Raw genomic sequence first — 21,017 nt, 5'->3', positions numbered from 1 at the left:
ATTTACGCCAAAGCGATGCTCTTTTGCCCTCATTGCACTTTTATCCACCGCTTGATTTTTTGGCTCATTTGAACCATTATTTTAAGACCATATGAACCCAAAAAGGAAATGGTATGAGTGCAAGCGCTTTCCAAACCTTTAAACCCCAAGCCAACTACCAAGGCGGTTATTGGTTTGACATGGGCATTGAAAGCAGTGAAATGGCGAGAAACGAGTCGGTACACCAAGGTTTCACCCCGGACATTTATCGCAATATTTTGCAAAGAGCCCAACTGTCCCAGAGTGAGTTTCATGCGATTACCCATATTCCACTCAGTACTATAAAACGCAGACTGGCCAAGCAGGAGCGATTTAGCACCCAAGAGAGTGACGTTATGTACCGTTTGGCAATGCTGATCAAACTGGCAAGCGATCTGTTCGAGAGTGAAGAACGTGCTCTAGAATGGATGCGTGAGTCTGTCTACGGCTTAGGCGGCAAACGCCCTCTGGATATGGTGGCAACAACGGTGGATTTTGAGCAAGTAAAGGATCTTATCGGGCGAGTGCAACATGGTGTTTTTACCTGATGAAACTCTATCGTTTAACGCAAAAACGTTTTGCAGACAGCCCTTTTGACCCTATTGGAGCCAAATTATTTGGCGGACGCTGGAACTCAAAAGGAAGCGAAGCTCTCTATTTTGCCGAATCTGAATCGCTGTGCTGCTTAGAGGTTTTTGTTCACCTTAATCAAGGCCCCGACATCCGCCATCAGTATGATCTCTATCGCATCGAACTGCCCGATGAACTGATTGCCACCCTTGCGACAGAAGATTTGCCAAGCAACTGGCGCGCCATTCCTCCCGCTGAATCCACGCAGATTATTGGCGACCAGTTTCTCAGTGTTGCCGAGCCGCAATTTGCGGCGTTGCAGGTCCCTTCTGCCATTTCTCCACGCGATAAAAATTATGTGGTTAACCCCAATCATCCATCGATGAGCGATATATTTCTGCAGGCGGAGAAATTAGAATTCTCCTTTGATGAGCGGATATTTAAATAAGCTATCTTTTTTAAAAACAATAAAAGGCACACGTGGAAATTCGTGTGCCTTTTCTATGCATTAAATTATATTCCGCTAAGAGCGCCACACATAATAATGATGAACAATACTATGGCTAAAAAGCCCATGCTTTATTCCAGCGTTAGGACTACTCGACGATTACAACCGTTTTGTCTATTTTCTTCAGCTGCGCAAATCGGCGTAGATTCACCGAACGCTTTTTCAACAATACGGTTACCCAGTCCAAGATCGGTTTGCAAATAACGGGCAACTAAGTTAGCACGCTTGGCAGAAAGACGCTGGTTGTAATCATTAGACCCCGTGCTGTCTGCATGACCTTCTACCAGAATCTTGCGGTTAGGATCCGCGATTCCGATGTAACTCTTAATTGCCTCTTGATGAATGCTGGTTAAGGCTGCTTTGTTGTGCTGATAATTGAGCACTAACGACATCTTTTTCTCGTCGAAAAAGCAGTGTTCGCTGCTGTTTTTCGCTTGCACTGTCTTGATATCTTTGCTCAGCACCCGCTCATCCGTTTGGCTGTTATCAACTAAGATCGTCCCTTCAGATTGAGTCGTTTTATAATGTGTTGATAACAGCGTCTTGGTGGTAATTTGCTCTTCCGACGTATTTACACAGTTTGCATACGCATAATTTGATAGAACAACCATCACTAAAATAGGCAGTGTTTTTTTCATTTTAATCCTTAAGTCTACCTGTTTCTTCATTAATCAGATTGAGAATATATTTATAAACATCGCTACCTTGACGAGCGTGATAAATATTGTCATGACCAAAGCAATCGCCAATGCCATCTTCTTTTTTAACCGCATAATTCACTCCAATAACCCCCATGGTCACTTTGGTTTTTGAGGCGGTATCACTGGCATTTTTGCTTTGGAACACATTACGTTTTTGCGAAATGCGTTCTTTTAACTTTTCACATAACCCCAACTTAACCAGTCTATTTAGGTAATTGGAAAAGGTGACGGTGTCATAACGATTGTTGACCAAAAAATGGCGTTGAAAATCACCATCCGCACCGTCTGAAAGCAAAATAAAGACCTGCTCCGGATTCAGATCGGTGGCTTTGTCTGCCATTTGCGCCGCACCGATGATGCCTTGCCACGATTCTGTTAAACCATATTTTGAAGCATAGTAATTCGCACCATTAAGTTGGGCGAGAAAAGCGTCATAGTCATCGGTCAGTGGAATATCTTCAAAGGTTTTGATCTCTGTAGAGTAGTCATAGCTGCTCACCTGAGGTGGAGAAAACATTTTCTTCACCGTTTCTCCCGGCGTGCGATAAAACGCATAGTCGAAAGCGGTACGCTTGTTCCCCACTTTTTGTACTGAGGTATGGTGATAACCGACGATCGCCACTCGGCTTTTCTTATCCGTTTTAAACTCGCGCAGATCTTCTACAATGCGGTTAATCGTCTCAACCACCACATCATACTGCGTTTTGCCACTGCGTCCCCAAGTGCCCGTCATCGATCCACTCATATCGAGAATGAAATAGATGTCTAAAGGCTGTGGCAGGAACTTGCGAGAGATCGAGCTACCCGCAACATCAAACTCTTTTGTCAGCCCCATACTCTCATACGAGATCCAGGAGTCATGCGAGGTTTTTGCCGAGACCACAAAGTCGGTAAACGGCGCCAATTCACCACTGCGCTGCACACAACCATCACGATATTCACAGCGGCGGTTAAATACCGCCACTTCAACTTTACCTTTGTTGTCTGTGACATACTGATCGACGATTTTCTGTGCATACTCTTGGTTTTGTTCGTCTTTCTCTTTGGGGCTGGCAATGAGCGCGAGACTCGCTACTTCTGCCGCTTCAATAATTTTGGTGTGTGCCATGTGGCGCTGCGTCATCTGCATCGAAAAAACCATGATGATGATGAGTACAGGAAGCAACCCCATAAAGGTGACGCCGGCAACACCACGCTGTTTTTTTAAGCTCATATCTACACCCGCGCAAATGAAAAGGAAGTGGCGATCGTGCGAACCACATCACCGTCCGCCAAACCAAAAATATTGAATGGCGTTTCGTAGCACAGCGTTACCTGATACATGGGCAAGCGGCGGTTGTGCGACGTGATCGGCAACAGCTCAAGCGCTTGCTCCTTGCTCATCTGGTTAAGATTCGGTAGCTGACAGCCCTGCACCACGCCATCACGAAGTTGTCGATATTTCTTTTTGAAGTTGCGCGGGTTGTCCCCTTCTACGGTCAACTGCTCAATCTGAATCCCTAACTTAGTTCGGTCGAAATTTGGCATCATACGTTTGAGCGATGCCATCATTAAGCGATTCATAACTTGCTTGGTCTCATTGCAACGCGCATCGGAACCAAAGCAGATGTCCACTTCGCCACCAAACAACTGCTTGCGCTCAGACATGATGGTGGTCATAGAGTAAACCGCTCTTTCGAGTTGGCCTTTGGTGTTAATCGCGACCACGTAATTCGCGACGGCGACAAACAATCCTGAGAAAAACATCAGGACCAGTGCCAGTTCGACCATAAATGCCCCTTTCTGTTTAGCTTTCACACCCAGCTCCTTGACCAATCTTAAAGGCACATCGTTCATATTCTTGAATAGCCATCAGTTCGCGCCGCACTTTAAAATCCGGTAACAGCCCATCGAAAAGGGTGTTATAGGTGTATTCCATCCGGTACATAGCAATCGCCATATTCTTCGGTTGACGGCTCTTTTTCGGGCACTGTTCAACGTCTTCGTAGTCGGTATTGCAGATCACAAAGTCTTGATAGTCTTTAAAGTAATCAACATGGATTTTGACCGAGCCCTCTTTGGCCAAATATTTCCACGCAACGCCCCCTTGCTGGTTGATGTGCTTTTCTAACTCTTTTTGATACGCAACCGTCGTTGTTGAACTGGCGCTGCCCAGTTTTTTGGTCCGAATCACCGATACGGTTAACGCGTGATCAGAGATGCTCATCGAATAGCTGAGCAGACAAATTTCGACCCAAGAAAAACACATCATAAGTAGGATGGGTAACCCCATCGCTACTTCAACGGTGAGAGCGCCTTTCTGCCGTTTGATCATAGTTCCACGTACCTTTTCTTGGTGTAATCAACCACAAAAGCGCCTTTAATGTTCAAACTGTTGAGGAAAGCTTTCGCCTCTTCAATGTCACTGAATTCACCAATGCAGTAACGCTTCCATAAGCCGTGTGTGTAGGAGTAAACCATCCCGTAGTTTTCCTTAAGGAAGTTGAGATAATCACTTGGGATCGCTTTATAAGTAGCTAATACCTGAATACGGTAAAGTGACGGCGCACTCGGTTTAAGATTATTCACATCCAACTTTGACGGTGTGAGCACATTACTCGCAACAGGAATCGTGGGCGCAGCGACTTTTTCTGCAGGTTTGCTTGCCTTGACCTCTGCGGTTTGCATAACCGTTGCTCTTGTCGTGTCTTGGGTTTTAGGCATGGTTTGTGTTTGCACAGGTTTTTTCCCTTTGTTCACGGTTTTCATCAGCGCAGCCAACTGTTTTCGCGCATCTTCTTCGCCTTTCTCATGCTTAAGCACTTCCAAGGCGATATCTGGACGATTGGCCTGTACAGAGGCAATAATCAAGTTCGAGCGCACTTTGCTATCGCTGGGGGTTGCCACGTAGAGGTCATACAGCAGTTCGGTGGCTTCGACATAGCGATTTTGCAGCAGATAAACCACAGCGATGTTGTTACCCGCTTCTCTGTCGGATGCACCATGCTTACGGCTCTGCTCAAAGTTTTCGATCGCCGAAGCGTACTCTTTGCGCTGGGCGTAAATCTTGCCGACCAACAGATAGTAAGCAGACTCCTCACCACCTTCATCGAGATACTTTTCCATCTCTTGCAGCGCCGAATCGTAACGCTTCTTCTGATAGTTCAGATTGGCTAAGCTGTAGATGTACTCGGGCTGATCAAGGTCTGCGGCCGTATAGGTATTGGTGTAGAGCTCAGCCGATTTGACATCGTCCATCTCCAGATAGAGATTAACCAGTTTGACCTTATACTGAGGCACTTCAGCCAGGTTCGCTTTATAGAACTCAACCAGTTGTTGCTTTTCGCCCGAACTGAGTAACAAACGCTCCTTGGTTTGCAACTCACTACTGATGCTGGCACAGCCAACCAGCCACATCAGAATTACGGTTTTGATTATCCACTTAGCCATTCATTAACATCCTCATAATGCCTGGAGCAATAATCAGAATAATTATTGGCACCATGATAAAAACAATCATAGGAATCGACATTTTGGCGCCGAGCTTTCCTATTTTCTCTTCCAGCTCCATCATGTTGAGCTGACGAATATCGGTCGCTAATGTGGCCAGCACCTGCCCCACCGACGAACCAAATTTCAAACTCTGCACCAGTGTCATCACAAAGCTCTGTGCTTCACTCGAAGGCACCAGTTGCTGGAACTCTTCCAATGCTTTTTCTATCCCGACCACTTTTGAGCGTTGCACCGTTGCATTGACAGTATGCGCAAGATACTTATCGACGGTTTGCAGCTCTTTCGCCAAATACTCGAGTGACGCTTCAATCGTCATGCCGGTATGCACACACACATTCATCAAATCCAAAAGGAAAGGCAGACGAGAGCTGACATGACGAGTGATGCTGTTGGCTCGTGACGAAATAAACATATCTGGGCCTGCGACAAACAAGATCAACGCCACCGCCCCAATAAGAACTACTTCGTTGATTCCAATCGCTTGGACACTGTAGGCTGCTATGCAACCAACAACCGTGATAAACAACGGGCCAATTTTGAACAGGTAGTAAGTTTGGGCAATAAAATCGCTGTAAATGCCCGCCGCGACCAACTTCTTCTTCGTCTCTTCTTTGTTGAAGCTGAAGCGTTTGACGATCAGCAGTAAAAAGTCCGTTCGCTTCTGCTGTTCCTTTGTCGAACCGATGATCTTACGCACAGACAGCTCAGCGCGAGTTTCATCCCACATTTTAAGCGCAAAAAAGGCCAGTGCGACGGAGATCCCCAGCGCCACCACCGCAAACAGCAGCAGAGGTAAGGAAAAGTTCATGCCCGCACCCCGCGTAGAATCATCCAAATACAGATAAAACCGATGATTTCACTGCTCAGCACGTAGTAAAAAATCGGTTTCCCACCGTCCTGAAACATCACAAAGTCGTAGTTTTCCGGGCTGGTGAACTTCAGAATCATTAAAAAGAAAATGGGTAGGCTGGCGATAATTTTGGCCGACATGCGCGCTTCGGAAGTCAGCGCGTTTTTCTTCTTCTCGACCGCTCGCGCTTCAAACATCAAACGGTTAATGCGGGAAATCACTTCTTTTAGCTGACCACCACGATTTAAGTTGATGCGAATCGTTGCTGCGAAGAAAAAATACTCCACGTATGGAAAAGAGGCACTGCTGCGCGCCAACACTTCGTCAGGATCCTCACCAATCAGCAAGCGTTCAGACATGAGTTTAAATTCGCGCCCCACTTCGTTGTCGAGCTGCAAACCGACATACTCAAACGCATGCACGATACTTTGCCCAGAAGAGAGCGCACCAGAAAGAATATTCAGTGCATCTGGGAAATCTTCTTTAAATTTGTTGGCTTTGGCCTGCTTAAGTTTGACCATAAAAACCACAAACAGCGGCGGCTGGCCAAACAGCATCACTTGAAAGATATCCTTGCGCAGCACGAAATCGTTCACCAGATAAAGAAACACCCCCGAAACCAACAAAAATGCGGCAATTTTCTTAACTGGCTCTGGTTGTAAAATCGTGATGAACGTTTTTATCGACTGGCGGATTTTCGATTTCAAACTGACGTCGAATTTCTGCGCATCAATGACCGTTTTTTGCCCCTTCACCCCTTCGAAATCTTGTTCAAAGTCGATGATGCGGCGAATTGTCTTATCTTGCTTGCGCTTGTGGCTTAGGAAATAGAGACCGATTGCCACCCAAGAGAGCACCATGAGCCACTTCATGCAAAGATCTCCCTCACCGTCTCTTCCAAGCCAAAGAAACGGGCCCGCTCATAGATCACTGAGCGTTTAGACAAGCCTGGGGAACGAAACTCGCCGACAATTTTGCCGTTTTCCGATTGGCCGGTGGTTTCGTAACGGAAAATATCTTCCATCACCACGTTGTCCCCTTCCAGACCAACAATCTCACTGATGTACATCACCTTACGGCTGCCATCATGCAGACGTCTGACCTGCACAATCAGATCCACAGCACTGACGATGGTACGGCGAATCGCCTCCAGCGGCAGCGACGCAGTCGCCATCATCACCATACTTTCGGTACGGGCGATGGCATCTCGCGGGGTGTTGGCGTGCAGTGTAGACATCGAACCATCGTGGCCAGTGTTCATCGCCTGTAGCATCTCAAACGCTTCGCCGCCACGACACTCACCGACGATGATTCGGTCTGGTCGCATACGCAGGGCGTTGATCACCAAATCACGCGCGGTAATTTGCCCTGTCCCTTCCACGCTGGCTTGGCGGGTTTCCAAACGCACAATGTGCGGCTTTTGCAGTTGCAGTTCTGCCGCATCCTCGATCGTCACCACACGCTCTCCTTCACCGATAAAGCCGGAAAGCGCGTTAAGCAAGGTGGTTTTACCCGAACCTGTACCGCCAGAAATGAGGATGTTGCATTTACAATGGCTAGCGATAGAGAGTAGTTTGGCCATCTCAATCGACATAGCGCCAAACTGGACAAGGTTTTCCAGTTTGATTTTCTGCTCTTTGAACTTACGGATAGAGATTGATGTACCGTCAATCGCCAGTGGCGGAATAACGATGTTTACCCGGCTCCCGTCTTGCAAACGTGCGTCACACAGTGGCGATGTTTCATCAATACGACGTCCGACATTGGAAGCGATACGTTTTGCAATCGTGTTGAGCTGCTTCTCGTTAACGAACTGAATCGGTGACTTTTCAACCTTGCCACCGATCTCGATAAAGATGTCATACGGGCCATTGATCATGATGTCGGAGATGTCATCGTTATCGACCAGCTTTTGCAGCGGCCCAAGCCCTTTCAACTCGTCATACAGTGCTTTCACCAGTTCGGTTCGCTTAAGCGAACTGACTTGCAACTGCTTTTTGTCGATCAGAATGTTGACGGATTCGGTTAACTGCTCGGCCAGCTCCTCGTTACTGATCTCAATCAGCGATGAAGCATCGATGGCATCAAAAATTTCGTCTCGTAAGTCGAGATAGATCTGCTTTAACTGATTCATTTCTTAAACAGCGAAAATTTCTTGGCGTTTTTGGTTTGAACTTGTTTACCGGTCAGGCTGGCGACCATCTCTGCGATGGTGGCAGCATATTTGCTTTTCATCAGCCCAGTGGTTCCCATTTGGATAAGCTTTTGCTCAAGCCCCGGCTCGTAGTGAAAATCCAGAGAAGATTTACACTTGATGCGCTCACGTGCATTGTTCAGCGTGACGAGGTAATCTTTTTGTGGGCGCGTCATGCTGAAAACCACTTGATGCTCAGCTTTACCCATTTTCTTTTTGAAACGGTTGTACGCGCGCAGCGACGATACTGATGGCTCACACACCAAGTAGATGCGGTGATACTTCTCGGCCAAGTCTTGATCGTGCACTTCTTCAAACGAACTCATCGGCACCGAGTCAATGATAAAATTATATTTATCAATCAGTTCTGAAGAGAGATTGAACAGCGTTGAAGCATGATCGTTAAGACACGCCGAGGTCTTTTCTAATGCCAGGTAATCCAGTTTATCGGTCACTTTGCACAAGTAGGTAGCGGCGATCGCTGAGTCGACTTCAGACTGGTTCAAGTCGATACTGTTTTCTTTGATTTTGTAGCCTTTCACACCCAGAAAGATGTCGCCATTCATTGCGCCTGAGTCATGATCCACCACCAAGGTTTTTAAATTGGCACTGTGAACCAAAGAGTTCGCCAACACGCTGCTGATACACGAAACCCCGATGCCACCCTTAGTACCCAGCACTAAAATACGTTTGGCCACGCGCGTTTTACCATTCTTTGAAGCATCGGCAATATCGCGCTTTAAGCTGGCAAGTAATCCATCCAGCTCTTCATCCCATAAAATGTAGCTGGCACCACATGCTTGAACTTTGTCACGAGTTTTAATCGAATCTAAATTGCTGATAACCAACAACTTGATGCTAACATCAAGGCGCGTAGCAATATCCGACACTTCTTGCACCATGCTGTGGTTATCTCGCATATCGAGAATCACGTGGCTCAGCGTGACATCGCTACGATTCCACACCGTTTCTTGTTCAATTTCGCTCACTTGCAGTGGTTTTGCGAAACCTTCAATTGCGTATAACTCTTCCACCGATTGGATAAATGCCGCATCGTCAGAAACGATGAGATCCTGTGCTGTATTGGCACTACTACGTTTTGAGGAAGAACCTTTAAATAAGTTATCTAAATCCATCATCAGTAAGTACTCTTCAATGGGTTAGCCAAGCTGATATTGCGGTTGTGCTCTAATGAACAACCAAAGCGATATTCATCTTTATTGGAAAACGCCAACGAGCCACACTCTTGGCTGCGAATGTGGACATACTGCGCCTGAATCAAGACCGCTTTTTTCTGCTCGCTGCTCGCAACTTCCAACTCGTAACGGTTTTTGCTGACTTGAGAATTTTTCAGTTGCACCAGCAGCTGATCTATAAACTCGCTGGCTGCTGGCTGGTAATAGATTTTGAACTTAGCTTTTGGCTCTCGTTGGTTGACCTCTTCAATAAAAGAGATTGCCTTATTGACGGAATGTGCTTTCCCTGTCGAGTTAAACTCATACGTTTCCTGCAACTGTTCCATCATACTGGTGTTAGAGGTGTTTACGCCGGAACAGGCCGATAAAAGCAGGGCCATGATGACAAGACTCCACATTTTCATTAGTTAAATCCTCCTTTGTTCAGGGTATTTTCCAGTTCAGGCTCATTCATTGATGAGAGATCGATACGCAGCAAACGCTCAACATCGCTGGTTCGACGGAAACTCGGTAACTTGATGTCTTCGGTTTTCACCGGATCAACCAGATTCACCGTGGCAACAATGATCAGCTCGGTTTTGGTCTGGTTGGATTTGGTATGGCTAAACAGTGCGCCGATAATCGGAATGTCGCCCAATAGCGGGATCTTACTTAGCGACTCACGCTCTTCAGAGGTCAACAGCCCTGCCAGCACAAAACTCTGGCCATCTTTGAGTTGCACGGTTGTTTGCGCTTTACGAGTTCTCAGTGAAGGCACATTGATCAAACCAGTTGAAGTTTTCTTTTCTTCATCAATCGAACTGACTTCAGGCAGCAGTGACAAGCGAATGTTTTCAGAGTCAGTGACTTTAGCCACCATCGACAGCTTAACGCCATACTCTTTATAAGAAACGGTAATACCATCTTCGTCGCGAATAGCGATAGGGATCTCCCCGCCGACAAGAAAGCTGGCTGTCTCGCCCGAAATCACCGAAAGATTAGGTTCTGCCAGCACGCGTCCAATTTGATCATCACCACTGGCGGTGATCACTGCGACAATATCTTGCGCAGAAAAATCAAGCAGTTTATTGACAAACCGACCCGATTGGCCTGAATCACTGTATGAAACGCCCAACTCGGTTAAGAACGTGCTCGACACTTCCGCGACGGTTAACTTAACGTTGATCTGTTCGGTGGTCAGTACTTTCAGATTGTTGATCACTTGCTCGTAAACATAAGTGGCAGTGTAATCCAAACTATCACCAGAACCGTCCCCATCTTTTAAGCTGACCGTGTTGCGAGTAACGCTCTTTTTCAGCATCTCACCGACAGTGCGGTAGATCTGAATTTTGACTTCTTCACTGCTGACCACGCCATCTAGCACCACTTGTTCACCAACATTGGTGAGATTGACCGTTTCATCAGGAAAACGGGCAATCAAGGTTTGCTTGAGCAGACGCAGGCTTTTATTCACCACCACTTCGGTGTTGTAAAGCTCATTACCACTACGGTCATAAACGATAATTGATGTGGCTCCCATACCGACGCCGTAAACCACAACTTTGGTTTCATCGATAATTTTGTAGTCAGCGACCGTTGGATCGCCTACAAACACCGTAGATATCTGGCGCTTTAATGAGATGGTTTGTGCCGAACCTTGATTTAAGTTCATCAACTCCGATGAGTGCGCGACGTAAGAAACAAAGTACAATGTGGTGGTTAGCAAACAAATTAGCGATTTTTTCATTTTTATTCCTTCCCACGTAACTCACGAACACCAAATTGATCTTCTAGGATGTCGCTGCTTCGGACAGATAAATAACGTTTTGCCACACTCGATGGAACAATGCTGATATCACCAATCTTTTGTGCCATTTCCAGTTTCAATACTTGCGGTACTTTAAGCGCAATCACCAAGCTGTTCGGTTTTTTCTCAGAGCTGCTGTCATTTTCATCGCGGCCATGCTTAATAACCTGAATTACTTTAGCATCGCTAATAATAATTTTGCTGACCAGATCACCGATATCTTGATATCCCGTTTCTAATAAGTTTGATTTAGATGAAGTGGTCGAAACAAAACTGACACTGTCGCCTGGTTGCAGTGTTAAATTCTCAATAATATTCGAACCTTCTGGCTCATAGTAATAAGGAACTTCATCTTTTCTCAGTGAAAGAAACATATAATCCCTGTCACCGGGATTACTAATCACTTGGTTTGACAAGATACTTCCTTTGAGTAAAGGTCGGTTAAATAAAGCACCAGGTTGAATATCCAATTCATTTTTTAGTGTGTAGCGCCCTGTGTGCGCTTCAGATAGTTTGACTTCAATTTCCCTATAGAAAGCAGGCGATACAATGTTTGTTTTTTCAACGTCTTGTGTCAACTCAAGTAAAACCACTGTCGGTTCTTCAACCGCTTCTATTGCCACAGCTTCTTCCGCTTGGAAAAAATCACTCATAAAGAAAAAAAGCGTACTGAATATTGCAATAGAGAGAAAGAGCATTACAACCGTTCTATTCATAGATACATCTTCTTACGATGGATAATTAAAATGGAGGTTTCCCTCCATTTTTGGCATTTAACTTTCGTAGTCTAAGGAGATTAAGACTTAACCGTTTGTGCACCTTCCATTTTTGTTTTAACAGCTTCCATCGCACCATTGATAGTATCTTTTAGCGTACCATCTTTAAATACAAACAGAATAATCGCAGACATGGCGACGGCGATGATTGCGTATTCTACTGCTGTTACACCGCGTAGGTCATTTTGCAGGTTCAGTTTAAACTCAATCATTTTTGCCATAGCTTTGTTAATCATAGTGTCCTCTTCGAGAATTTTAAAAGTTGCGTGATAAATTTGCGTTCTTATAGAGCGAGAGAGAATTTACCTTATGTATAAAATAGATACCAATTAATTAGAGTTATAAATCTATAACGGCCAATGATGATAAAATTTTATTATACCTGCATTACTATCTTTTCTAAGCAAAATGGTAATATTTCTATATAATGAGAATGTTATTACTTTGTATTTATCTAATATGCCTCTATTAATTCTATTCTTCTTCTCGCTCTCTCTCTACGCTTGCTACACCGATGCAAGATACCGCGTTATTACCAATAACACGGTGCTGCTTGCTTTCTGTGCCTCACTATTGATTGCACTGCAACTGGGCTATCTACTCCCGGCACTTGGCATCGCGAGCCTTTGCTTCTTCGCTAGTGTAGCACTGTGGGTACTTGGCTTTTGGGGAGGCGGGGATGCGAAACTGTTTCCAGCGATGATGTTAGCGATAAGCCCTAAGTATGCCGTTTTGGCGATTGCATTTATTGGTTTGCTTGGTGGTGTGACAACACTGTTTATTTGGCTATATTGCCTAAAAAGCAAGCCGTCGATAAAAAAAATAGGCATCCCTTACGGAATACCTATTTCCCTATCATGCAGCTTGTTTATGTTTCTAAGCTGGTTGGTCCTCTGATAGCCATTTAATGAGCTTGTTCAAAAAGCTCATTTAATTTTGTTTTCAAGCCGATTTTATCTAAATCTTCCGACATTCCCTCACTAAACCAAACGTTCATGTTAACTTGCTGACTGGTAGGAATTTTCTTGCAATTCGGTTCGCGCACCGACCAATCAGGGCATACCATTATCGTTCCATGATTTTCCAGTTCTTTATTCATTAAACGAGCAGAACTGGTGCTGACCCAGCTTGATACAAATCGAGTATCAATTCTTTTTTCCTTTAATAATTCTTGGACCAGCGCTTTTGAGAGTGAGTTGCAATATACCACGCGAAATGGATAGCACTCATATACGTCTATACATGCAGTGTGACAAATTACATAATTAGACGAACTTAGCTGATAGGAATGTCCATTTTCAGCGCTTAAACGATTCAGACTAAAAACCACATCAAAATTGGCGATATCAAGAGTTGCAGTGGTGCTAAAACTGGTGATCGCTAAATCGGTGTTATTCAACGCTCTGAATTCACTTACTACTTTTTCTACAAGTATGGGACAGAATGAATCTGCAATTGCGATGTTATACTGTTCCCGCGTGTCTACTTTTTCAAGATCCTCAAACAGCTTCTCATACATAGACATGGTTTGATCTGCATATTCTAATAGTATCTTGCCGTGCTTTGTTAATCCAACCCCCTCTTTTCTAACAAAAATACTTGCCCCGATTGTATTTTCAATTTTTTTGATATGCTGCGAAACAGCAGGCTGAGTCATAAATAGAGACTCAGCTGCAGCGGTGAAGCTTTTATGCTTAGCAACCTGTGAAAATGTCCGAAGATATTTTACATCGATCATTCTATGAACGGTTTTCATGATGGCTATCTACCTTGATGTTACCTAGTTTTATTGTTTTTTTGTGTACTTGGTATTTTTTGATTTTTAAAATCCAGACAAAAATATCAATACCCCACGCGAGTTACAAAAAACTATTGTTTATGCAACTATAAACGCGGCTTATACATCCGATCTGAGATTGTTAAGGTTTTGTAATTGAACTTACTCCTAAGCCGTTATCCATAAGGGATGTCGACTATTAACAACAATGCGATTTTATTTGAACTGTGAATTAAATTTCATGCAAACCATATCACAAATATGTGATGAGTATCACGTGAATGTAAGTGCGTGCATCATGGCGCGCTCTCTAGTATCAGCTAGTGATACTACAAAAATTCATCAGTATCACATTATCGATACTACCAGAAAGTCGTAGCGAACTTCTTTGATCTTGTCACTGAAATGAGAGACTGACAGCGTACTGATTAAAATAAATACACTTGCAACATGATTTATTTTCATTAGCTCAGATACGCCAAGAGGGGCGTCGCCCCTCTTTTTATAATCACCAATTTGCTTATTGGTCACTTATGAATTGCGTCTACGTAGTACTAGCAAGAGCAGAAGAATTCCATTCCATAAACTGACAGAACCGGCGCTCTCATCTTTTGGTTCTGCAGCAGGTGGGTTGGTAATTTGGTCATCTGCTGGAACGGTGGAATGGGCAAGTTCAATCTCTATCCAGCCTGATTTTACTTCACCGTTATCAAACGTTACCCGATACGATATCCGATCTATCAGACCGTCAAAACGTGATTGTGGCGCTTGATATTGCAAGTTTGCGCCAATCATATACGCACTTCCATGTTCTGGTGGCTCGGTGATTTCTACTTGATAGAAACCAAAATACTCCGCCATCAACACATCAACCGACAACTGACTACCAAACTTACTTTTAAAACGTGCTTTCTTCACTTCGGGAGTTTTATCTACAACCTGAACCTGAGCCGTTTTGCTTACTTCATTGCCCTCTTCATCAACCACAGTGACTTGCAGAGTCACGGTTTCACCGACCTTAGCATCCTCTGCGATAGTAAAGATAACTTGATCATCTGTAACTCTACTCAGTTGGCCTTGAGTTCCAGAGACTTGTTGCCAATGATAACGATGCAGCGAAGAATCAACATCTTCAAAATTGATCACTGAAAAAGTGACTGGTTCACCCGCCGTGGCATAGGGTTTATCAACATGCAAATCAAAACGATGCAAGTCGTTGACCGGCAAAACATTGATATACACGGTTGCAACATTCGACATCATCCCCTTCGAGTCAATAATACGGAAGGTAAAACTGTCTTTGCCAAAGTAATCATGTTCAGGAAAATATTGATTGCCGAGTACTTGGCCATGTTGTGGCTGGTTGACGATTTGCCACTGTGTGGTACTTTCTTTCACCAACGTGAGCAGAAGAGGTTGGTCTTCTCTGGTTGTAAAGTTCACATCTTCCAGTTTCAGGGTTTTAGGCAGTGAGATTTGAACACTTACTTGTGCGCGATTACTAACTCTTCCCTCACTATCTCGTAAACGATATTCAAAGCGATCTATCCCCTCGGCATGGGTAAACGGCGTATAACGCTGGCCGTCCAGTTTTCCTTTTTTCGGCTGGCTTAAAAGCTCAATCTCATAACGATTGCCTACCTGTAAATCTTGATCATTGGCCTTTAGATCCAAGCTAATCGAGTGACCTTGCTGTACTTGATAGGCATCGTCTACCGCTCGCGGAAATGGATTAACTGCGGTTTGCAACAAAGCAGCGAAAGGAAAGATCCGCCCTCTCGCGTTACTCATCATGCCATTACCTAGAGTGTTAAAACTGGCATAGAACTGCTCTTTATGTTGACCATCGCTCAAATAGGCATCATAGAAAGAGGTTGAATACTCAGGCACCGCGTTGGTCAGTTCCAGCACTAAAAGGTGCCTTGCTTGAGCGAGGTCAACGGGCTGAGCCAGCAGTAATCTGCCTCCATCATTTTGCGCTTGCCCACGTGTAATTTCTATCCCATCCGCTACATCAAACGTCGCTTCACCACGCCAGTTAGTCTGATATGGATAACGCACTAGTCGGTATTCTATCGGCAGTGTGGGATCTTGCTGTTGCGCATAGAATTGAATGCCGACTAAAGAGGTATCGGCATGATGTACGTCAACACCAAAGCCAAGTGCTTCAATGCGCTGGTCAAACTGAGCATACTGACGCGAGAATGAGGTGACCCAAGCATGCTTGCCGCGTGAATCTGGTACGGCAAGGGTCAAGGTTGCCTCTTGTGGCGAACTGACAATGTTACTCAAACTGATCTCGGTATCGCGTCCAGCAGTGGCTAAACGTAGCGATGGGGAACTGTCATCAGAGAGTAAGGTGACATTGCTGCTTCCCGGGAAAAGATCGCCTGCATCACTCCAACCACCATGACTGAGCTCGTCCAATCCATCTGCTTGAAAAATCTGCACTTGCATCGGGCCACGACTGTTAAACTGATTGTCAATCATCACCGCCGTTGCCAATACTCCCTCACCAGACAATGCTCTGTCGTAGCCCACTTGGCGGCGATTCTGCAAATAGAGCTTTGGCCCCATTTTCTGCAAATAGGGGTCAAGGTAAACCACACTTTCCCCTCTCTCGGTTGCGACTGTGTAACTTTGATTGTTATTCAGTACCTCTGGCTCAAGAAAACCGGCCGCTTCTTTGCTCCATGCCGTCATATTAACGGGTGTCTCCCCGGAGTAACGATCGCCAGGTTTGCGCCCCCAAGAACCACCGCCCATTAAACCCCAGTGACCAATAGATCCTTGATGTTGATAAGAGTACAGATCTGGCAAACCTAGCATCAAATGACCAAGCTCATGGGCGATGACCCCCATGGTTGATTGGTGATCGCCTTGATTGTCAGCAAAAAGACAGTAATCGCGAATCGTCACACCATCGAGTGTTTCACTGTTATGAGAAAACTTATGAGGCCAGATGTAAGGGCGATTCAAGCTGCCCGCAGCGCGATCATAACCCGCAAAAACAAACATGACAGACAGCTCTGAAGGTTCGATGTAACCATCACCGTCTACGTCATACGTGGAAAGATCGATATATTGATCGACTTTTTTATAGGCTTCTTTAAATACGTTGTTCAGTTTACTTGTACACGTATTATCCTCTTTTGAGTGACAATCCGGATGCACTAAGTTTAGTGAAATAGCAATGACACCATCATTTTCCGTACCCTGTGACTCTCTCGCTGGTGTCACGACATATTTGTTGTAGCTGTTCTTTAGGAAATAATCTCTAACGCTTTGTCCTTGTTGCCCAAAAATAGTTTGCGTGAAATCATTAGTCATTTGTTGATCAGAAAAACTCACTTCAACAACCAATAGAGACTGTGTCACTGTATCTTGATTCTGACGTATTCTAGAAGAGAGATGATAAGAAGGAGTACGCGTACTATTGCTCGAATTGAGTGAACTCGACCATATTTTTGCTTGCGGTACTGGGTGTAGATGTGAGTCCGATTCACTCGGCACGCTCGCCTGATTTGTAACGGACACACCTGTGGAAATGACTTCCCCTACACCGTCTGTCTCAATGTATCGACCAAAAAACCATTGCTGCTCTTGGTAAATGTAGACCACACCGTTACGATCTTGATACCAAGCCAGCTCTTCGTTACCCATCAGGCGTAGTTCTCTGTTTGAACCATCGGCCATAGTGAATTGATGCCAATCTGGTGCCGGCATAGTCGTTGCGTATAAATTAAACGAAGAGAGCAAGCAGGATATGGATATTCCAACTTTGTTTTTTTTGAGTGATAAAGACATCTTCCTACCCAATTATTCAAATAGGTAAGGAAGGTAACAATCTCATTAAGACAAGACCAATTAGTTTTTAAACTAATTACATAAGTTTAAGTTATATCCTCAAATCAATTTTATTATTCTTCAATAGTGCATTATGGTTACTTGTTGAAATGGCCCCAACATTCTATACCTTTCTAACCATCATAAAGATTACATAGGAAATCGCCATAGATAATGGTTTCTATTTTTTAAAACACTTGAATATAACTTCAAGTTGATTGTAGTCCACTCTACCTCAGCAGCCCTTTTCCCCAGCTAAAGCACTTGGCATGATGTACTTCTCAAACTGCAAGTATGCCAATATCCGATCTTCGGTGTTATATATAACCCGATTGAGTTTATTGGTTAGATCGTAAGCATCTTTACCATCGACGTCATATTTAGTACTGCACATACGTAGCCGAGTGATTTCATCATAGAGATCATTGGCAAAGAGCAAATTCGCGTAGTCATCCTGTTCATAACGATGTAGCAATATTTGAGAAGAAAGCTGTGCATATTTAACTAAATATAGATGCTGTGCTTGGCTATCTGCCATGTTTGCGATTGCTTGATCGACGTCATCCCTTACTGAGTTGTGGTCTAAGTCCTCACCAAATAGAGCGAATGGAAAGGGACCAGCGTTTGGCTGCGCATTTACACCACAATATGCTGATTTGAGGCTAAATAGACACATCATCAAAGTTAGTAGTAATTTTGGTACGATATTCATTTCATAAAAATTTGATCAACAAAACATCGAAGCATAAATATTATTTCTTTGAAATGGAATATTTAACTATTTATATGGCGATAATAAAACGTTATGAAATAAATTATTTTTATTAGCATATCAATATAAATAATTTAAATAACACGTTTTCTATAGATATAGTTCGCGCGGGCTTTATTTATGGAATAATAAGATGAACATTCAACAAAGCAAACGATCGGTTCTCGCTCTTTCGATCCTGCTCAGTCTCAGTGGTTGTGGCAACGACTCCGGCAGCGGCTCTTCTGCTAGCACAACTCAAACGGATAAACCGGACACACCCATTATAATACCGGATGATGGCCTAGCACATTCCGGCCAATGTACAACGTCTGAACTTATTGCGGAGCCTAACAACCTTACCTCTCGCATCGCCAATGCTGATTACGATTGCATGAGTTCTTGGTTCAATGCCAGTCAGACCGAAGCGGATGCCATTTTCTCTGAACAAAACGTCTCTCTGGTCAACGATACGCTCAATAGCATTGTGGCACGCTATCAAGGAGATGAAAAAGACGCACAGCAGCTCTACTACTTAGCCGAGTTCATCAAAGCCGCATACAAGAATCGCCATGATACTTATGCTCGCCTACTCGCCCCTTTTAGTGTCGACTTAAGTCATGCGATTGCGACCACTTCGGCGACATTTTTACGTAATGCTCATGCACTCGACACTGGCGATGAGCAGATGAAAGCCCTCGGTTCCATGCTGATCATCGTCGATAGCGTGCGTCAGCTACACGTTGCGGCTGAGGATGTTTTTGCATTGCTGAACCGCTTTGATTCCTCATTGGCCGACAACTATTACTATCGCAAAGCCATCAACAATATCTTTATTGCAATGGCTGGTCATTCTCAAAGCCGCGATTTCTATCAACTACTGACTGACAACCAAAGTTACATCGATACTTTGTCCAATTTCATCACGACAAACCGCTGGGCAATTGGCACCGACAACGAATTTCTTCTTGGCAACGCTGCGCGCGAACTAGCCCGTTTGATCCAAACACAAGACAGCGCGTTGAAAACTAAAATGACGCAGACACTGAGTAATTTGCTGCAACAATTCCCATTAGGTGGAGACTCGGATCGTATTTGGGTCGGTATTGCCGAAATGGTCAACGCGTATGCGCCGGATTTGGCTGAACAGCTCAGTCTACAAGATGCCAAGGCGAGACTGCGTCAACGTGTCATCACGTTTACTCACCACTGCCAAGGACCTGCACAAATACTGGCTCAGTCCATGACATTAGAACAAGCAGAGCAGGTTTGTCGCACATTAAACGACAAAGAGGCTGATTTCCACGCGGTGGCAAAAACCAACAAAGTGCCAGTACCAGACGATAACAGCAGTAAAGTCGATGTTATCGTCTTTAAAACTAAGGACGATTACAGTACTTATTCTTCCTTTCTGTTTGGCAACTCGACCAACAACGGAGGACAGTTTCTGGAGCGAGACCCTGCTCAAGTGGGAAATATTCCCCGATTCGTTGCCTATCAAAATGGCTGGGATGACGACTTTTCGATTTTGAATCTTGAGCACGAATATGTGCACTATCTCGATGGACGCTTCAACCAGTACGGTGATTTCCATACCACCATGCGTGAAGGACACATTGTTTGGTGGCTAGAAGGCTTTGCCGAATACATGTACTACAAAGAAGGCTATCAAGCGGCGCTCGTTCTAGGTAAAGAGAAAACTCATACCCTGAGCGAAGTTTTTTCAACCAGTTACAACGATGGGGTGAATCGCATTTATCGCTGGGGCTATTTGGGTGTACGCTTTTTGTTTGAAAAACATCCTGAGGCCGTTGAACAACTATTAAGTTATTCACGCCAAGGTGAATATAAGCAGTGGGTGGCCTATCTCAAGCAGATCGGTCCTATTTATGACGAGGAATTTTCTTCGTGGCTTGATGAGGTGGGCAAAGATATCGACGATACTGTCACTCCGCCAAGCAAAGTGGAGAAGCCTCTGGAGCTTATCATCAATACCCCATTTGCAATCGCTGGCGTACAGTACTCAGAAAAATTGTTCTATGTTGACGTAGCGGCAAACACGCGCGAGTTAACATTCACGATCCAAGGCAGTGGCGATGCTGATCTATACGCCTGCTTCGACAAAGTATGTCATTACTACGATCATCAATGGAGCAACTATGCTCACGGCAGCGATGAAACGATCCAAATTGACAAAGAGTCTGACGGCTACGTCAAAGCGGGGCGCTATTATCTCAGCATCAGCGGCCGTGAAGCGTTTGACGTTCATGTGAGTGCCATCACCCACTAGGGGCATAAATCAGCGAGTTGTTTAACAGGCAAAAAAATAGCCAATCACAATGAGGTGATTGGCTGTATATACTTGTGAACAATATCGGTTCACTAACAACGTCAGTTGGCTAGGTGACCCTCGGCTTAAAAGGGTCATTCTACTTAATGCAGTTAGTGTGCCAACTTTGAAATACTCGCTTACCCAATGTTTGTGAACATTTTTTATGCAAATGCAGACAAACTGAGCTCATATAATCATCACTAAAGCTTCTAGGATATTG

General features: G+C 44.5%; 20 protein-coding genes. 4 read left to right on the top strand and 16 right to left on the bottom strand.

The features are described 5' to 3' along the window. The first annotated feature begins 113 nt into the window (after window positions 1–113). Together EA26_RS10865 and EA26_RS10860 are read left to right on the top strand one after the other, a co-directional pair. Window positions 114–566 (top strand): Xre family toxin-antitoxin system antitoxin, encoded by a 453-nt coding sequence (locus EA26_RS10865; protein WP_039427404.1) that lies wholly within the window; start codon window positions 114–116, stop codon window positions 564–566. After that, complete coding sequence (locus EA26_RS10860) at window positions 566–1,036, top strand: RES family NAD+ phosphorylase (protein ID WP_039427402.1); 471 nt, start codon at window positions 566–568, stop codon at window positions 1,034–1,036. The genes EA26_RS10865 and EA26_RS10860 overlap by 1 nt, the downstream gene beginning before the upstream one ends. 131 nt (window positions 1,037–1,167) lie before the next feature. Here the strand turns inward: EA26_RS10860 and EA26_RS10855 are convergent, their stop codons facing one another. The 13 genes from EA26_RS10855 to EA26_RS10795 all read right to left on the bottom strand — a co-directional run bounded on the left by EA26_RS10855 (window position 1,168) and on the right by EA26_RS10795 (window position 12,327). Further along, window positions 1,168–1,734 (bottom strand): OmpA family protein, encoded by a 567-nt coding sequence (locus tag EA26_RS10855; RefSeq protein ID WP_226973763.1) that lies wholly within the window; start codon window positions 1,732–1,734, stop codon window positions 1,168–1,170. A 1-nt stretch (window position 1,735) separates the two neighbouring features. Next, window positions 1,736–3,010, bottom strand: coding sequence for a TadE/TadG family type IV pilus assembly protein (locus EA26_RS10850; RefSeq protein ID WP_052079721.1), 1,275 nt, complete (start codon window positions 3,008–3,010; stop codon window positions 1,736–1,738). A 2-nt stretch (window positions 3,011–3,012) separates the two neighbouring features. Continuing rightward, on the bottom strand, window positions 3,013–3,594 hold the full coding sequence (gene tadF, locus EA26_RS10845; protein ID WP_039427398.1) for a tight adherence pilus pseudopilin TadF: 582 nt from the start codon (window positions 3,592–3,594) through the stop codon (window positions 3,013–3,015). Further along, window positions 3,584–4,111: a TadE/TadG family type IV pilus assembly protein gene (locus EA26_RS10840; protein ID WP_039427396.1), complete on the bottom strand. Its 528-nt coding sequence runs from the start codon at window positions 4,109–4,111 to the stop codon at window positions 3,584–3,586. Before EA26_RS10840 ends, tadF begins: the two co-directional genes overlap by 11 nt. Beyond that, window positions 4,108–5,226: a tetratricopeptide repeat protein gene (locus EA26_RS10835; protein ID WP_039427395.1), complete on the bottom strand. Its 1,119-nt coding sequence runs from the start codon at window positions 5,224–5,226 to the stop codon at window positions 4,108–4,110. The genes EA26_RS10840 and EA26_RS10835 overlap by 4 nt, the downstream gene beginning before the upstream one ends. Beyond that, window positions 5,219–6,097, bottom strand: coding sequence for a type II secretion system F family protein (locus EA26_RS10830; RefSeq protein ID WP_039427393.1), 879 nt, complete (start codon window positions 6,095–6,097; stop codon window positions 5,219–5,221). The genes EA26_RS10835 and EA26_RS10830 overlap by 8 nt, the downstream gene beginning before the upstream one ends. Then, on the bottom strand, window positions 6,094–7,011 hold the full coding sequence (locus EA26_RS10825) for a type II secretion system F family protein (protein ID WP_039427392.1): 918 nt from the start codon (window positions 7,009–7,011) through the stop codon (window positions 6,094–6,096). Before EA26_RS10825 ends, EA26_RS10830 begins: the two co-directional genes overlap by 4 nt. After that, window positions 7,008–8,273 (bottom strand): TadA family conjugal transfer-associated ATPase, encoded by a 1,266-nt coding sequence (locus EA26_RS10820; RefSeq protein WP_039427390.1) that lies wholly within the window; start codon window positions 8,271–8,273, stop codon window positions 7,008–7,010. Before EA26_RS10820 ends, EA26_RS10825 begins: the two co-directional genes overlap by 4 nt. After that, window positions 8,270–9,472, bottom strand: a complete 1,203-nt coding sequence (locus tag EA26_RS10815; RefSeq protein WP_081946408.1) for a CpaE/TadZ family protein — start codon at window positions 9,470–9,472, stop codon at window positions 8,270–8,272. Before EA26_RS10815 ends, EA26_RS10820 begins: the two co-directional genes overlap by 4 nt. Then, a complete protein-coding gene (locus EA26_RS10810; RefSeq protein WP_039427389.1) occupies window positions 9,472–9,933 on the bottom strand; it encodes an ATPase in 462 nt (153 codons plus the stop codon). The genes EA26_RS10815 and EA26_RS10810 overlap by 1 nt, the downstream gene beginning before the upstream one ends. After that, window positions 9,933–11,255, bottom strand: a complete 1,323-nt coding sequence (locus EA26_RS10805) for a type II and III secretion system protein family protein (protein ID WP_039427387.1) — start codon at window positions 11,253–11,255, stop codon at window positions 9,933–9,935. Before EA26_RS10805 ends, EA26_RS10810 begins: the two co-directional genes overlap by 1 nt. A gap of 2 nt (window positions 11,256–11,257) precedes the next feature. Beyond that, on the bottom strand, window positions 11,258–12,031 hold the full coding sequence (locus EA26_RS10800; protein WP_039427386.1) for a pilus assembly protein CpaB: 774 nt from the start codon (window positions 12,029–12,031) through the stop codon (window positions 11,258–11,260). Window positions 12,032–12,111: 80 nt separating this feature from the next. Continuing rightward, window positions 12,112–12,327 carry a Flp family type IVb pilin gene (locus EA26_RS10795; protein WP_039427385.1) on the bottom strand — a complete coding sequence of 72 codons (216 nt, stop codon included), beginning with the start codon at window positions 12,325–12,327 and terminating at the stop codon, window positions 12,112–12,114. Between the two features lie 223 nt (window positions 12,328–12,550). Here EA26_RS10795 and EA26_RS10790 point away from each other — a divergent pair, with 223 nt between their 5' ends. Beyond that, window positions 12,551–12,988 carry an A24 family peptidase gene (locus EA26_RS10790; RefSeq protein WP_039427383.1) on the top strand — a complete coding sequence of 146 codons (438 nt, stop codon included), beginning with the start codon at window positions 12,551–12,553 and terminating at the stop codon, window positions 12,986–12,988. Between the two features lie 7 nt (window positions 12,989–12,995). Here EA26_RS10790 and EA26_RS10785 read toward each other — a convergent pair whose 3' ends face one another. From EA26_RS10785 to EA26_RS21880, 3 genes are all read right to left on the bottom strand, one after another. Then, entirely contained in the window at window positions 12,996–13,847 is an 852-nt protein-coding gene (locus EA26_RS10785) for a LysR family transcriptional regulator (protein WP_039427382.1), read from the bottom strand. 552 nt (window positions 13,848–14,399) lie between these two features. Beyond that, the gene (locus EA26_RS10780) at window positions 14,400–17,594 is read right to left on the bottom strand and encodes a M6 family metalloprotease domain-containing protein (protein ID WP_226973765.1); all 3,195 of its coding nucleotides are present in this window, start codon (window positions 17,592–17,594) and stop codon (window positions 14,400–14,402) included. 355 nt (window positions 17,595–17,949) lie between these two features. Then, window positions 17,950–18,426, bottom strand: a complete 477-nt coding sequence (locus EA26_RS21880) for a chromosome segregation ATPase (protein ID WP_160173457.1) — start codon at window positions 18,424–18,426, stop codon at window positions 17,950–17,952. A gap of 193 nt (window positions 18,427–18,619) precedes the next feature. Here EA26_RS21880 and EA26_RS10770 point away from each other — a divergent pair, with 193 nt between their 5' ends. Beyond that, window positions 18,620–20,755: a M9 family metallopeptidase gene (locus EA26_RS10770; protein ID WP_039427379.1), complete on the top strand. Its 2,136-nt coding sequence runs from the start codon at window positions 18,620–18,622 to the stop codon at window positions 20,753–20,755. The last annotated feature ends 262 nt before the right edge of the window (window positions 20,756–21,017 follow it).

The organism is Vibrio navarrensis (assembly GCF_000764325.1).
Classification (GTDB): Bacteria; Pseudomonadota; Gammaproteobacteria; order Enterobacterales; family Vibrionaceae; genus Vibrio; species Vibrio navarrensis.
The sequence above is the reverse complement of the archived record's forward strand: the minus strand, read 5'-3'. Positions and strand labels throughout refer to the sequence as shown.

Bases quoted from the DNA above. Each gene is read 5' to 3' on its own strand.
- EA26_RS10865 (WP_039427404.1), top strand. From the start codon at position 114: ATGAGTGCAAGCGCTTTCCAAACCTTTAAACCCCAAGCCAACTACCAA.
- EA26_RS10860 (WP_039427402.1), top strand. From the start codon at position 566: ATGAAACTCTATCGTTTAACGCAAAAACGTTTTGCAGACAGCCCTTTT.
- EA26_RS10855 (WP_226973763.1), bottom strand. From the start codon at position 1,734: ATGAAAAAAACACTGCCTATTTTAGTGATGGTTGTTCTATCAAATTAT.
- EA26_RS10850 (WP_052079721.1), bottom strand. From the start codon at position 3,010: ATGAGCTTAAAAAAACAGCGTGGTGTTGCCGGCGTCACCTTTATGGGG.
- EA26_RS10840 (WP_039427396.1), bottom strand. From the start codon at position 4,111: ATGATCAAACGGCAGAAAGGCGCTCTCACCGTTGAAGTAGCGATGGGG.
- EA26_RS10835 (WP_039427395.1), bottom strand. From the start codon at position 5,226: ATGGCTAAGTGGATAATCAAAACCGTAATTCTGATGTGGCTGGTTGGC.
- EA26_RS10830 (WP_039427393.1), bottom strand. From the start codon at position 6,097: ATGAACTTTTCCTTACCTCTGCTGCTGTTTGCGGTGGTGGCGCTGGGG.
- EA26_RS10825 (WP_039427392.1), bottom strand. From the start codon at position 7,011: ATGAAGTGGCTCATGGTGCTCTCTTGGGTGGCAATCGGTCTCTATTTC.
- EA26_RS10820 (WP_039427390.1), bottom strand. From the start codon at position 8,273: ATGAATCAGTTAAAGCAGATCTATCTCGACTTACGAGACGAAATTTTT.
- EA26_RS10815 (WP_081946408.1), bottom strand. From the start codon at position 9,472: ATGATGGATTTAGATAACTTATTTAAAGGTTCTTCCTCAAAACGTAGT.
- EA26_RS10810 (WP_039427389.1), bottom strand. From the start codon at position 9,933: ATGAAAATGTGGAGTCTTGTCATCATGGCCCTGCTTTTATCGGCCTGT.
- EA26_RS10805 (WP_039427387.1), bottom strand. From the start codon at position 11,255: ATGAAAAAATCGCTAATTTGTTTGCTAACCACCACATTGTACTTTGTT.
- EA26_RS10800 (WP_039427386.1), bottom strand. From the start codon at position 12,031: ATGAATAGAACGGTTGTAATGCTCTTTCTCTCTATTGCAATATTCAGT.
- EA26_RS10795 (WP_039427385.1), bottom strand. From the start codon at position 12,327: ATGATTAACAAAGCTATGGCAAAAATGATTGAGTTTAAACTGAACCTG.
- EA26_RS10790 (WP_039427383.1), top strand. From the start codon at position 12,551: ATGCCTCTATTAATTCTATTCTTCTTCTCGCTCTCTCTCTACGCTTGC.
- EA26_RS10785 (WP_039427382.1), bottom strand. From the start codon at position 13,847: ATGAAAACCGTTCATAGAATGATCGATGTAAAATATCTTCGGACATTT.
- EA26_RS10780 (WP_226973765.1), bottom strand. From the start codon at position 17,594: ATGCCGGCACCAGATTGGCATCAATTCACTATGGCCGATGGTTCAAAC.
- EA26_RS21880 (WP_160173457.1), bottom strand. From the start codon at position 18,426: ATGAATATCGTACCAAAATTACTACTAACTTTGATGATGTGTCTATTT.
- EA26_RS10770 (WP_039427379.1), top strand. From the start codon at position 18,620: ATGAACATTCAACAAAGCAAACGATCGGTTCTCGCTCTTTCGATCCTG.